This is a genomic window from Anaerococcus marasmi (assembly GCF_900290195.1).
Classification (GTDB): Bacteria; Bacillota; Clostridia; order Tissierellales; family Peptoniphilaceae; genus Anaerococcus; species Anaerococcus marasmi.
The window spans coordinates 1,569,701-1,583,130 of the sequence record NZ_OLMF01000004.1 but is presented as its reverse complement, the minus strand read 5'-3'; the positions used below and the strand labels follow the sequence as shown (position 1 = coordinate 1,583,130).

At 33.1% G+C, this 13,430-nt stretch carries 12 protein-coding genes and 2 pseudogenes; 1 reads left to right on the top strand and 13 read right to left on the bottom strand.

What is annotated here, in order from left to right; translation table 11 throughout:
* Positions 1-13 precede the first annotated feature (13 nt).
* From C7D97_RS08125 to C7D97_RS08080, 10 genes and pseudogenes are all read right to left on the bottom strand, one after another.
* Positions 14-649 carry a 3-keto-L-gulonate-6-phosphate decarboxylase UlaD gene (locus tag C7D97_RS08125; RefSeq protein ID WP_105301555.1) on the bottom strand — a complete coding sequence of 212 codons (636 nt, stop codon included), beginning with the start codon at positions 647-649 and terminating at the stop codon, positions 14-16.
* Between the two features lie 12 nt (positions 650-661).
* Positions 662-1,492: an L-ribulose-5-phosphate 3-epimerase gene (locus C7D97_RS08120; protein WP_105301554.1), complete on the bottom strand. Its 831-nt coding sequence runs from the start codon at positions 1,490-1,492 to the stop codon at positions 662-664.
* Positions 1,479-2,171: an L-ribulose-5-phosphate 4-epimerase gene (locus C7D97_RS08115; RefSeq protein WP_105301553.1), complete on the bottom strand. Its 693-nt coding sequence runs from the start codon at positions 2,169-2,171 to the stop codon at positions 1,479-1,481. Before C7D97_RS08115 ends, C7D97_RS08120 begins: the two co-directional genes overlap by 14 nt.
* A gap of 28 nt (positions 2,172-2,199) precedes the next feature.
* Complete coding sequence (locus tag C7D97_RS08110) at positions 2,200-3,267, bottom strand: PTS fructose transporter subunit IIC (protein ID WP_105301552.1); 1,068 nt, start codon at positions 3,265-3,267, stop codon at positions 2,200-2,202.
* Position 3,268: 1 nt separating this feature from the next.
* On the bottom strand, positions 3,269-3,583 hold the full coding sequence (locus C7D97_RS08105; RefSeq protein ID WP_105301551.1) for a PTS fructose transporter subunit IIB: 315 nt from the start codon (positions 3,581-3,583) through the stop codon (positions 3,269-3,271).
* Positions 3,584-3,593: 10 nt separating this feature from the next.
* A complete protein-coding gene (locus C7D97_RS08100; RefSeq protein WP_158679125.1) occupies positions 3,594-4,052 on the bottom strand; it encodes a PTS sugar transporter subunit IIA in 459 nt (152 codons plus the stop codon).
* A 10-nt stretch (positions 4,053-4,062) separates the two neighbouring features.
* Positions 4,063-5,922, bottom strand: coding sequence for a BglG family transcription antiterminator (locus C7D97_RS08095; protein ID WP_158679124.1), 1,860 nt, complete (start codon positions 5,920-5,922; stop codon positions 4,063-4,065).
* 7 nt (positions 5,923-5,929) lie between these two features.
* Positions 5,930-6,829, bottom strand: coding sequence for a phosphogluconate dehydrogenase (NAD(+)-dependent, decarboxylating) (gene gnd, locus C7D97_RS08090; RefSeq protein WP_105301548.1), 900 nt, complete (start codon positions 6,827-6,829; stop codon positions 5,930-5,932).
* Positions 6,830-7,326: 497 nt separating this feature from the next.
* Positions 7,327-7,673, bottom strand: a pseudogene (locus C7D97_RS10785) (transaldolase family protein).
* Positions 7,674-7,687: 14 nt separating this feature from the next.
* Positions 7,688-8,581 (bottom strand): ribokinase, encoded by an 894-nt coding sequence (locus C7D97_RS08080; RefSeq protein ID WP_105301547.1) that lies wholly within the window; start codon positions 8,579-8,581, stop codon positions 7,688-7,690.
* A 281-nt stretch (positions 8,582-8,862) separates the two neighbouring features.
* On the opposite strand from C7D97_RS08080, the pseudogene C7D97_RS10820 reads away from it, so the two are divergent.
* Positions 8,863-9,659 (top strand): annotated as a pseudogene (locus C7D97_RS10820) (IS30 family transposase).
* An 87-nt stretch (positions 9,660-9,746) separates the two neighbouring features.
* Here the strand turns inward: C7D97_RS10820 and C7D97_RS08070 are convergent.
* From C7D97_RS08070 to garR, 3 genes are read right to left on the bottom strand one after another with little or no spacing between them, the layout of a single operon-like run.
* Positions 9,747-11,018: a GntP family permease gene (locus C7D97_RS08070; RefSeq protein ID WP_105301546.1), complete on the bottom strand. Its 1,272-nt coding sequence runs from the start codon at positions 11,016-11,018 to the stop codon at positions 9,747-9,749.
* Positions 11,019-11,030: 12 nt separating this feature from the next.
* On the bottom strand, positions 11,031-12,455 hold the full coding sequence (locus C7D97_RS08065) for a four-carbon acid sugar kinase family protein (protein WP_105301545.1): 1,425 nt from the start codon (positions 12,453-12,455) through the stop codon (positions 11,031-11,033).
* A gap of 18 nt (positions 12,456-12,473) precedes the next feature.
* Entirely contained in the window at positions 12,474-13,358 is an 885-nt protein-coding gene (garR, locus tag C7D97_RS08060) for a 2-hydroxy-3-oxopropionate reductase (RefSeq protein WP_105301544.1), read from the bottom strand.
* Positions 13,359-13,430 lie beyond the last annotated feature (72 nt).

Here is a 13,430-nt window from a genome sequence, read left to right as displayed (position 1 = left end):
TTAAAACTCACAATTAAAATATTTCGTTTATTTTTTCTTTAAAATCAATAGCAGCTTGTTTTGGATTTTCTGCCTTAGCAATTCCCCTGCCAGCTATAAAGGCATAAACATCAATTCCCTTAAATAGTTCTAGGCTATTTACATCAAGTCCGCCTGTCACATAGACTTTAAAGCCCATGTCAATTAATTTTTTGATTTTATTTAGGTCCTTTTCTCCCCAAGTTTCGCCAGATAAGAGGGCATCTCTCGATTGGTGGTAAACCACTTGATCAATTCCTATATCCATCCATTGTTGGGCTTGTTCAAAGGTCCAATCTCCATAAAGTTCTACTTGTAAAGTGTCAATTTCTTTCTTAGCAGCTTCCATAGTTGGAATTGTAGCACAGCAAATAACTGTCATTATATTTGCGCCTGCGTCTTTGCAGTTTTTTGCAACTGTTCCACCTGCATCTGCACATTTAGTATCAGCTAGAATATCCTTGTTTGGATATAAGGCTCTTATGGCCCTAACAGGTTCCATACCTGCTTGTAGGCACAAAACTGTTCCCACTTCAAGTATATCTACAACATCTCCAACTTCCCTAACTGTTTCAAGGGCTTCGCCTAAATTTTGGCTATCTAAAGCTATTTGTAATTTTGGTTTTGTCATTTTTCTCTCCATTTATTCTAATTTGCCTGTCAAAAATCCGTAGGCATCTGTGATTATTTCCTTATAATTTTCTTCACCATGGTTCCAGAACTCACCAGTGTAGAGTCTTACTCCCTGATCTTTTAACTCTTCTATGCATCTTTCATATTCAGTATGGCCACCAGAACCAAAGGTCATATCTCTGTAGATTCCGGGATTTGTTTCCTTTAGGTGGGCTGCAAAAATATGGCCTCTGCCGAGTTTTAAATCTTCGACTACATCTGTTCCATATTTGACAGCTGCATTTTTTAGATTTCCTATATCTGGATATATGCCGAGGTATGGGCTGTCTATTAGTTTTACATATTTCATAGCCTTTTCTACTGTATCCATAAATTCAGTTTCCATGGTTTCAAAGGCTAGGATCACCCCGTATTTTGCAGCCATATCTACTGACTTAGATAAGTTTTCTATAAAATATTTTTTTGTATCTTCGTTTCCTTTTTCATAGTAGACATCATAGCCTGCCAGTTGAATTATCCTAATAGAATTGATATCAGAAAATTCTATAGCCTTTTTCATTATTTCAAGGCTCTTTTTTCTAATATTTTCATCCATAGATCCTAGAGGATATTTCCTGTGACCTGATAGGCACATGGTCCTGACCCTAATTCCTTCATCTCTTTGGGCCTTGGCTAAGTTATATGCAAAGCCTGAAAAAAACCTATTTAGCTTTGCATCACTTTCATCTATGCTTATTTCTACTTGGTCAAAGCCGATTTCCTTGGCAAGTTGCAATTTTTGATGGATGTTAAGCTGATCTGGCATGGCCTTTTCGTATATGCCTAAGCTAGTTTTGTCCATAATATGAATTTTCTCCGTGTTTTCTTAGATAATGCTTATCAAGTAGGTCTTGGCTCATCGAATCTTTCTTTCCAATTGATTCCAAGTGCCAATCCATAAAGGCAATTTCTTCTAATACCACTGAGTGAAATACTGAATCTCCTGCGTCTTTGCCAAAGGTAAATGGTCCGTGATTGGCAACTAAGACTGCTGGAACTTCATCCGCCTTTATATTTCTTTCTTTGAAGGTTTCTATGATTACAAGTCCTGTATTTTTCTCATATTGGCCTTCTATTTCTTCCTTGGTCATATCCCTTGTTACTGGAATTGGTCCATAAAAATAATCTGCGTGGGTTGTGCCAGCTGCTTTTACATCTTGTTTTGCCTGTGCCATGATTGTCGCCCATCTTGAGTGGGTGTGGGTAATGCCTGATATTTCTGGGAAACTTTTGTATAGCTCTATATGAGTTGGAGTGTCACTAGAAGGCTTTAAATCACCTTCTACGACATTGCCATCCATATCTACTACAACCATGTCTGAAGCTTTCATTTGGTCATATTCCACTCCAGATGGTTTGATAACTACATATTTCCTATCTTCAGTTATTTCTGATACATTGCCCCAAGTAAATTTGACTAGGCCATATTTAGGCAAGAGTAAATTCGCCTGGTAAACTCTTTCTCTTAATTCTTCAAACATCTTTACCTACTTACTAAAATTTTTCCGACTAAATATTTTCTATGTTTATTTCAAAATCTTCGTCTAAATCTTCTTCTTTTTCTTCAATATATACCGGGTTTTTTGGTTTTGTAACTGATACAATTATAGCAGTAACCACTGCTCCAGCTAGATAGCATCCAATCCAAATTAGAGGATTACTAGTTAATGGAATCGAAAATACTCCACCGTGTAGTACAGGAACTGTTACACCAAATGCTAATACCAATCCGTGGGCAACGCCTGAACCGATTGTTACTGCAGGTATTACCCTCTTAGGATCTTTAAAGGCAAATGGTAACGCGCCTTCTGTAACTTGGCATAACGACATTGCTATAGCAACCTTTGCATCTTCTCTTTCTTCTTCTGTATACTTATGTGGTGTTAATATCAATGCTGATATAGCTAAGCCTAAAGGTGGAGACATCGCAGCGGCATTTTTTCCTGCAGCAGGTCCATAATATCCTGATGCTGCGAATGCACTAACTACTGCAAATTGTATTTTATTAATAGGTCCACCCATATCAAATCCAGTCATTGCACCCATCATAAATCCAAACAAAAATCTTGAACTAGTGTTAAGACCCATGAAGAAATCAACTACTATTTGTGTCGCTGCTGCAATTGGTGGTCCAATAACAATTAATAAAACCAAACTAGATACTATTGCAGCGATAACAGGATATACTACTATAGGGTAAATGGATTTTAACGCCTTGTGTTTTGGTAATTTTTCTTGCATAGTAACAATGAGTACGCCAATAATAAACGCAGATACTAACGCTCCTATGAAACTAGCATTTATCTGAGTAGCTAAATATCCAGCTACTACTCCAGGGGCTATACCAGGTTTACCACATATTGAAAATGCTATTCCAGCGCATAACACAGACATCATTAATGAAAATGCTACGCCCCCAGCTGTTAAAAAATAATATCCTACACTACCTTCAACGTCAACATTCCCTATTAATCTTGCTATAGCCGTTAAAAATCCACCTATAACTATAACAGGAATCATATAAGAAATTCCAGTTAATGCATGTTGTCTAAAATTTTTAAAAATATTTTTAATCATATCAACTCCTATTCAACTGTTTCTCAATTTTTAATAATAATCCTTCTGGTGATTTTAACGCTACTGCTATAGGAACTTTTATTAGAGGCTTATTTTTAAATCTCTCCATACCATCTGTAGTAACATCCGAAGCAATTAGTACAAAATCAGCATTATCAATTTCTTCCTGAGTAAGTGCAAACTCTACTCCTCCACTTCCTTGAGCTTCAACTTTTACATCCCAACCTAGTTTTTCACCTGCACTAATTAGTTTTTCTCTTGCCATATATGTGTGCGCAATACCTACAGTACAAGATGTAATTCCTACCACCTTCATTTTTCCTCCTTTATTTTAAATACTCCTTTAAATAGTTCATTACTTGCTCATTATTTTTACTTTCCATTATCAATTTTATATTTGATTCATATGCCAAGAAGGACGATAATTTAGATAAAATCTTTAAATGTTGTTTGTTGTTATCCCCATTAGGAACAGCCATTAAAAATATAAGTCTTACAGGCGTGTCATCGATTGATTCCCATTTTACCTCACTTTTTGCTTTACCTATGGCAACACATGGGCTTTTTACTTGTTCTGAAATCCCATGAGGAATAGCTATGCTATTTCCCATTCCAGTAACTCCCATATCTTCTCTTTTGTATACATCATCAATAAATTTTTCTAAATTATTAATTTTATGATTTTCATAAAGAATACTAGCTAATTCATTGATCACCCCATCTTTTTCAGTAGAATCTAATTCTAACTTTATACACCCTTTATCTAACACTTCACTAAAGTCCAATATGTACCTCCTAATTTGATAAAATCAATTCAATAAATTCTTCTTTCCTGTCAACATTTCTTACTCCCTTTAACTTATCACTATTTAAAAATTTCCATAGCCAATTTAGATCAATACTTTTTTTACTATCGTCTTCCGTTAATGAAAGTATCACTACCAAATCAACCTCTTCATCTTTCCATAATACAGGTTTTTTTAGTATGTTAAAATATATTACTGATTCATTTACAAGTTTAGGTATCCCGTGCGTTAACACTACACCATTCCCTATTTCAGTTGAACCTATTTTTTCTCTATCAAGAACACTATCGTAATAGCCTTCTTTCACATATCCTAATTCATGTAGTTTTATACAACTTAATTTTAACAATTCTTTTGAAGTTATTTCAAAGTCTATTATTTCTATATGATATTTCTGTATCAAAGAGTAGTTATTTTCTAAATTTCCTAGATGTTTGTTTATTCTAGCTTTATCACCTTCATCTAAAAATGGACTTATCATAATAAAGTTTTCGAACAAATCTGTATTAACTGTTGATAGGTACATATCTAATTTATTATATTTATAGTAATCATTAATCCCTATTGAATAAAATTTGATATTTGGATACTCGTTCTCCAACCTAAATATTAAAGATTTTGATACTCCAACACCATATTGACATATCACACCAACTTTTATTTTTTTCGTTCTATTTTCAAGAATTATATACATATATAGAGATATATAAGCTATTTCATCATCATTTATTTCAATTCTTAATATTTTATTAAAACTAGAATTAATAATTTTAGTAATATAAAAATATTTTTTGTAATTTTCCTTTATTTCAATATTAAGCGGATTGTAAATAGATAACTTATTCTTCGCTCTATAAATAATCTGGCTCAAGTGATTAATAAAAGCACAGTATACATTTTTGTCTATTTTAAATTCAAAATTAAATAACTCATATAAATTATTGATATAATCATCTAAAATCAGATTTGATTTTAAATTTAATTCATCAATCTTGTACTTATCAAATATAATTAATTTTTCATATATTTTAATTATTATATATTTCTTTTCGATACTACTAATATGTCTTTTAATTTTTTTTTCTAAATTATAAATAAATCCATCTAAATTCAAATTAAATTTTAAAATCTGTCCATATATATTTTTATCTATATAGTCTTTACACATTGAAAAATCAGGCATCAACATTATAGAAATTATAAAATATGTTATATCTTCAATTTGTTTATTACTAATAGACTCATCAATACCTTCCTCAAACCATTCTTTTAATAACTCACTAACTTCAATAAACATATTTATAACGAAATCACTCTGTTCTGTTATATAATCTTTGTTAATTTTATTCTTTAATAGCTTGTATAAAAAATTAACTTTATTCATTTGATTACCGTATATATAGAAATAATGCTTAGAATTAATTCTAACATCCAAATTATTATTAACACATATACCTTTCAAATCAGTTATATATTTATTTAAAAGTGATTTACTAACAAAATATTTTCTAGAAAAATACTCTTTATTAAGTTCTCCTTCATTAATTAAAATATCTATTAAAATTGAATTAATAACCCATTGTTTAGAATATCTATTCTCTATATCTTTGTTATTAAGGTCGTTTAAGAATTTGATTTTATTTTCTTCTTTTCCCTCAACCCAAACTCCAACTCCTGGTTTTCTAACCAATTTTAATCGATAGCTTGATAGAAAAATTTCTATTTGATCTAAATCTGTTCGGACAGTTCTTTCTGACACTCCAAGATTCTTAGATATATCACTAATGGTTTGAATCTCATCGGTTAATATTAAATTTTCAATTATTTTGATTAGTCTATCTTGTTTCAAATTATTCTCACTTTGATTTAGGTTTATGACCTCCCACTTCATCTCTTAAAGAAGCTATTACTTTTGCAGAGAAAGATTCATCTTGCTCAGATCTTAGTCTCATCATCAATGAAGTTGATATAATAGGTATTGGAACATCTAGTTCAAATGCTGATTCAATAGTATTTAATGTTGTCTTGCTTGAGCTTACAACATCTTTTATTTTAGATAAATCTGCGTCTTTAGAAAATGCATTAGCTAGCAATTCTAATAACCAACATCTTATAACACTAGACTTACTTAAGGATAAAGCTACTTCTTCTAAATCATAATTAAAATCACTTTTTTCTAGAAGTTCAAAACCTTCACCTAGAGTTTGCATAAATCCATATAACATAGAATTGTGTATCATTTTTAAATAATGTCCACTACCAGCTTCTCCTGTATATAAACATCCACCTTCTGCAGAAATCTTTAAAAATAATTCATCTTCTAGAAGATTATTATATATAGCTTCGGGTCCTCCAACCATTAGACTGGCTCCATTTCTAGCACCATTGACTCCTCCAGATGTTCCAACATCAAAAAAACATATCCCTTTTTCCTCTAAAATTCGTGTGTTTCGAAGACTGTCTTTATAGTTAGAATTGCCTCCGTCAATTACTATATCATTTTTGTTAAGAGTCTTAGACAATTCTATTATTGTATCGTTTGTTATATTACCAGCTGGTAACATGACCCAAACAATGTTTCTATCTTCATTTGATATTAGACTCTTTAGATCTTTTGATGTTTTAATATCGTTTTCATTAGCCTTTGCTAAAGCTGTTTCTGTAATATCGTATCCTACAACATCAATTCCATTGTCTTTCATATTAAGAGCTAAATTAAAGCCCATTTTACCTAATCCTATCAATTTTATTAACATTAAATTCATCCTCCTGATATTAGTAATTATATAAACATCTAAATAAATAGTCAATGAATACGTTATCATAGAGTTTCCACATCTTTTTTTCCACATCTTTGTACTTATATATTTCTTGTTATATATACTAAGATAAAAAGTTAATATTTAGTCCAACTTATCGCATTGAACTGCTTATATCTAGTCAAACTGTATCTAATACTTTCTTTAGAAATAAAAACCCGGCAAAGATGCAAATAGATCTCTGCCTGGTTTTCTTATGGTTGAAATTTTATTATTTTTTCATTTTATTTTTATTTTTGTTTTTATTACTAAGTTCTACCAAGTAGTGTTTTTTACTTACTTTTCTCTATGAAGCTGTCCCAGTCTTTTTTGAAGCTTTCAATTCCCTGTGTTGTTAGTGGATGGGTCCACATTTTTTCAAATAAGGTGCCTGAGATTGTGGCTATGTGGGCGCCTACTATGACTGCTCCTTCTAGGTATTTGTTTGTTCTGATTTAGACTGCTATGATTTCACTTTCTAGGACGTAGTTGTCTAGGACTGTTTTAAGATTATAGATTAGTCTCATGCCATCTTCGCCCATATCATCAACTATTCCATTAAATGGAGAGATATAAGTCGCTCCTGCCTTCATAGCCATGATCCCTTGAGATAGAGAAAATATTAGGTGCAATTGGTTTTGATTCCTTCTTCGCTTAGGGTGTTGATTGCCTTGAGACCTTCCTCTGTCATAGGGATTTTGACTATGATATTATCAGCCCATTTGGAAAGCTTTCTAGCCTCTTCGACCATCCCTTCATATTCATAACTTGTAACTTCCGCAGAAACAGGGCCGTCTACGATTTGGCATATTTCTTTTACAACTTCTTCGAAGTCTCTTTCTCTACTTCTAAACGGCTTGGGATAGAAGCGCTCGCTCCCTTTTTGGTAACAGATAGGGCTGATGCTGAAGTTGCAAGCTCAAGACAATCCTTGACTTTTTTTCCTTGGTAGAAATTCGCTACAAAGTATCCTGTGAATGTATCTCCTGCCCCTGTAGAATCAATAGCCTTAACCTTTTTGGCCTTTTGTCTTATAGTCTCTTCCTCTGATATATAAATTGACCCTTCCTTGCCCAAGGTTATGACTAGCTTAAGATTTGGATAAGTTTCTTTAAAATATTTTATATTATCGTCGAATCCTTCCCTACCACTTATGGCTTTAGCCTCATGCTCATTTAAAAGTAGCATATCGATCTTGTCATAGTCAAATTTCTTGACCTCTTCTGTGATTGGTGAAGGGTTTAAGACTATCTTTAAGCCCTTTTCGTAGGCCCTATCGATAATATAGTCCATCATATTTATCTCATTTTGTAAGACCAATATATCGTTTTCATCAAAATGGTCAAATACTCTATCTACAAAGTCCTTATCGTTGTCGAAATTTGCTCCCTTGTATAAAACTATGGAATTTTCTCCCTTATCATCAACTTGAATTAGGGCGTTTCCTGTAAGACTTTTACTTTCTCTCACATATTCAGTATTTATCTTCTCATTTTCCAAATATTCTGCCAAAAACTTGCCATCGATGCCGATATTTCCTACATGGTATACAGAATCAGAGTTCTTCGCAAGAGCTATCGATTGATTAAGCCCCTTACCTCCGGCTCTTTTTTCTATAGATCTTGCACTAATAGTCTCACCTGGTCTAACTATGTGATCTACCGCAAAGAATATATCAATATTGATAGATCCGAAATTAATTATTTTCATAAATCCTCCCCACGCTTTCTCTTTCAAAGTTACGGCTCAATCTCTATCCTACTGTCTGTCTGTCTTTCTCTTATTTATCAAATCCTTTATGTGTTCAATCACCAAGTTTTTCGTTGTATTCTAAGCTTATTGCACATATATTCCCATCTAAATAACTATCACTAGGAAATTGTTACTTTATATTTATTCTTTTGTTAAATACGACACTAGAATAAAATAGAAAACTCATACTAACTTCGTGTAAAATGTCAATAACGACAAAAACACACCCGGAGATCAATATGAATTATAAACATCTTACCCTAAATGAGAAAAATAAGATAGAGTTACTAAACAAAGAGGGCTAATCTTCTATAAGAATAGCGATGATTTTAGGTTTTTATCACTCCGCGATTTCTAAAGATTTAAAAGGTGTAATAATATCACCAAATCTATATCTGAAAAACTTCATAAGAACTGATCTCTTGAGCAAATAGCAAACGCTATATGTAAAGATGTAACCTGTCTTAAAACAATATATAATTGGATTTATTCAGGAATCATAGACTTTGATATTTCTATGTTAAGAAGAAAAGGAAAATCAAGAAAAGTCAAAGAAACAAGATGTAGATTTAACACAGGTAAATTAATAAACAAAAGACCTAAAGAAGTTAAAAAAGAAATACTTTTGGACATGGGAGTTAGGTACAGTTGTGTCATCCAGAAGTAAAAGCAAAGGTTGTCCAGCAACATTTGTAGAAAGAAAAACTAGATTTTAAATAGCTTTACCTATGGTAGATCTAAGTAAAAATTCTATGCTAGAAGCAATTGACAAGATAATTAAATCTTTACCATCAGAAGCTTTAAAGACTCTTACATCTGACAAAGGTAATTTACTTGTTATGAAGCTGTTGAAAGAAGAGGGATAAATTTTTATTTTGCAGATGCATATTCAGCATAACAAAGTATCAGTAACAAAAATTCAAACGGATTGCTAAGAGATTATTACCCTAAGAAGACAGATTTATCTAAAATATCTATTAATGAGCTGATTAAAAACTTAATGGAGCTTAATACCAGACCTAGAAAATATTTATGATATCAAGCTCCATTTGATTTGTTTATACACGAACTTAGTTTGATTTAAGTGTCGAAATATTACTTGCAATTTATCTAATGATGTTCTCTAGATAAACACACCATATACTATTGTTGATGTAAGAACTATTATAAAACCTAAGATCATATCTATAGGTAATAGTCTCATTCTCTCTTTTATTGGCATCTCCATAGCTCCTGCTGATGCATGAAAAACAGACCCGTGTGGCAAGGAATCTAGGACTATGGTTCCTGCGTGAAGCATAGCAGCTCCATTGATAGCTGGAACTACCATAGTGATTTGTTCTGCAAATGTTACTGATGCAATAGTTGCTCCAGCTGATGAAGATGCTGTTGCTGCTGCCATCACAATACCAGATACTGGTGCTAGTAGGAAAGCAGGAAGCTTAAGGGCTTCAAGTACTAGGATCATATCATTTTGAAAATTGGAGGTCTTTATAATCCCTGAAATCGTTCCCGTACCAATTAGAAGTATTGCTACCGGCATCATTTTACCTAGACCAAATGAAAAATACTCTCTAAATTTATTAATTTGTCCCATACATAAGAGGCCCACTATCGCCCCAAAAGGTAGAGCTATGAGAGGATCAATATTAATTCCACATATAGGTCTTAGCATTAATAAGACAACCGCAAGCAAAGGACCAATTATAGATCCAAAAAACGAAGGTAATTGAGTCTTTGATTGATTATCATCTAAGTCACTATAATCGTAAACTACATTCTTCCTAGATTCTCTTTTAGCCAAGTAAGTACAGATTATAACTGTAAATATCAAGCCGACTATTGCAGGAATAAGACCTGCCATCATAAGGGCTGATAAGTCAACCCCAAAGTTTTCTGCAGCAGCAATAGTATTAGGATTTGGAGAAATTACCATTCCGGCTTTTTCTCCACCCATCAATGTAGCCAAAAGTACAAATTTGCTGCAATTTATCTTCTTTCCTATCACTAAAGCAATAGGAGCTACAGTTATAATGGCAACATCTCCAAAAACTCCAACGGCAGTTAGAATCATTGTAGCAAGGGCTAGGGATAAGAGGGCTCTCTTTTCTCCCAAAATAGAAATAATCTTTTCTGCGATTTTATTGGCAGCCCCCGATTCTATTAATACACCAGCTAAGATACCTGAGGTCAGTATTCTAAGGATTGCTGGCATTATTCCTTGGGCACCTTCAATCATGACAGCTACTGTTCCTTCTATTCCAGCGCCTCCAACAATACCACCTACAAAGGCTCCAGCAATCATACTATAGGAGGGTTCTATCTTTTTTATAATTAGAATTATAGCTACTGCCAGGCCAAGGAGTGCGCCCAAAGTTGTAATTGTAATATCCATAATTTATACCTTTTATTTTTTTGTTAAAACTTCTACAGCTTCTCTTAGAGTCGTATCCTCTCCAACATTTCCAGGAAATATTACATAAGAAATGTTAGGAAATAAACTCTCTTCTCCAGTTTGCCATACAGGAATTCCAGGTTTTATTTGTCCTAGAACATTTGCCCTTCTTACCTTTAGCGCCTTAGTTCCGATATCACTTGATGTTATACCACCCTTGGCAATAATAAACTCTGGTCTAACTTTAAGCTTACCTACTAGAGACTGAACAGCATCTGAGATTTTTACAGAAAGCTTTAATTCATCTTCCTTATCCCCTGTATCTGCAGTGATTAGGGATCTGCTTGTATAGCAGCATACTGTCTTTCCGTTTCTTATTAATTCTTCTTCTTTTTCAATGCATTTATTTATTTCTTCTTTAAACTTTTCTTCATCCTTTACTAAAGAAACATCTAACTCGATAAATTCAACGTTGTCTAATTTCTTTAACTCTTCTATTTGCTTACTTGTCTTGTTAGTGTGTGATCCTGCGATTATTACTCCACCGTTACCAACTTCATCGACAATCATTTCCTCTCTCGTAAGCAGAGGCTTATCTTTAACTTCTCCCATGATCTTGACTATAGCTGCTGCAGTTCTGAGCATAAATACTTTTCCTTCATTCATGGCACGATACAAAGCCACACAAAATACCTTTATATCTGCATAATCAATAGCATTTACGATGATTTTATTAAAATTATTAATGTTCATAAGCTTTTCTTTAATAGCATCAATTTCTAGGTTACGTATTTCATCTAGTGAAATACATACTACATCGCTAGCCTTATATTTTGAATTAGTTTTTTCTTCAACATAGTCCGGCATATTCGCTGCCTTGTATCCGAAAGTTTTATCCTCTGCGAATTCAGTCTCGTTTGCAGGAATCAATTGATCTCCGTACTTAACATAATGTACATTATCAATTGTGAAGCGTCCTCCTTCTTTAAAGAAAGGACATAGGATTTCTCCATCTATTCTCTTACCTGTATTTTTCTCATAGTTTCTTTTTAGGACTTCTGTCTCGGTTGGGTAATGACCTCTTAGGGTTGAATCACTTCTACTTATGAAGATATATTCCTTTCCAAACTCTTTAGCTACTTCATCTACTACATTAGCTATGTCTTCATGGACTTTTTTGGTATATTCTTCTGTAAAGCCTCTTGAATTGGTTAATATATAAAATAAATTATTATCTTCCTTGAAAGCTTCACGAATAGTATCTTTTTCCCAGTTTGTATAGACAGAAATATTGTTTACAGTCTGTACACCTGTAGGATCATCATCCAAAACTACAATCTTGTTATTGTTTTTTGCTATTTCCTCACTTAAAAGATTGTCTACATACTTTTCATCTATACTTTTATATGATTTTAATATATCAGCGCTTATTCCCACGATTATATCTCCTTTATCCTAATTATTTTTAATCTGAATACCAGCAAGTTCCTCAAAATATTGAGCAATTCCACCATGATCGTCTTCCATATGACCATGAACTTTTAGTGCTTGTAAAATCTCATATAGTTGAGCTGTATATGGCATTGGTACATCTATTGAATGTGCTGTGTTGATAACGTTTTTTATATCCTTGTGGTTTATACGTATAGGTCCACCTGGTTTGAAGTTTCTTTCTATTATCATTGGGATTTTAGCATCAAGAACAGCACTTCCTGCAAGCCCTCCTCTAATAGCTTCGTAAACTTTGCTAGGATTAGCTCCTGCTTTTGCAGCTAGAACAAAGGCCTCGGAAACGATTGCTATAGTATTATTAACAATCACTTGATTAGCTAGTTTGGTGACACTACCGCTACCTGATTCTCCTATCAAAAGATAAGATGAGCCTAGAATATCGAAATATTCCTTCATTTGATCGAAAACTTCCTCATCTCCTCCCGCCATGATTGCCAAAGTTCCTGCAATTGCTCCAGGTTCACCACCTGATACTGGCGCATCGAGAAAGCCTACTCCCTTTTCTTTTAGTCCATCGTAGCATTCTTTTGACTCAACTGGTGTAACAGAACTCATATCACATACAATTGTTCCTTCTTTAACAGTAGAAATGATACCGTTTTCTGAGAAAATAATAGATTTTGATATTTCTCCGCTTGGCACCATTATGAATATCCTATCACATTTCTTACCAATCTCTTGGTATGTAGCTTCTTTTGCTCCAAAGCTTACAAGCTGATCTACAGCTTCCTTATTCAAATCTGATACTAAAAGATCCTTACCAGCTTTGATCAAGTTTTTAGCCATTGGCCTACCCATTATTCCTAATCCAATAAATCCTGTTTTCATAATAAATCTCCTTTATATGTTTTGATTTGGGATATCCTTTTCCACGCGTTTTGTTTTTATATTTCATATTAT

Coding starts and splice junctions, on each gene's coding strand:
- garR (WP_105301544.1), bottom strand. CDS start 13,358: ATGAAAACAGGATTTATTGGATTAGGAATAATGGGTAGGCCAATGGCT.
- gnd (WP_105301548.1), bottom strand. CDS start 6,829: ATGTTAATAAAATTGATAGGATTAGGTAAAATGGGCTTTAATTTAGCT.
- C7D97_RS08105 (WP_105301551.1), bottom strand. CDS start 3,583: ATGAAGGTGGTAGGAATTACATCTTGTACTGTAGGTATTGCGCACACA.
- C7D97_RS08070 (WP_105301546.1), bottom strand. CDS start 11,018: ATGGATATTACAATTACAACTTTGGGCGCACTCCTTGGCCTGGCAGTA.
- C7D97_RS08125 (WP_105301555.1), bottom strand. CDS start 649: ATGACAAAACCAAAATTACAAATAGCTTTAGATAGCCAAAATTTAGGC.
- C7D97_RS08110 (WP_105301552.1), bottom strand. CDS start 3,267: ATGATTAAAAATATTTTTAAAAATTTTAGACAACATGCATTAACTGGA.
- C7D97_RS08080 (WP_105301547.1), bottom strand. CDS start 8,581: ATGAAAATAATTAATTTCGGATCTATCAATATTGATATATTCTTTGCG.
- C7D97_RS08115 (WP_105301553.1), bottom strand. CDS start 2,171: ATGTTTGAAGAATTAAGAGAAAGAGTTTACCAGGCGAATTTACTCTTG.
- C7D97_RS08120 (WP_105301554.1), bottom strand. CDS start 1,492: ATGGACAAAACTAGCTTAGGCATATACGAAAAGGCCATGCCAGATCAG.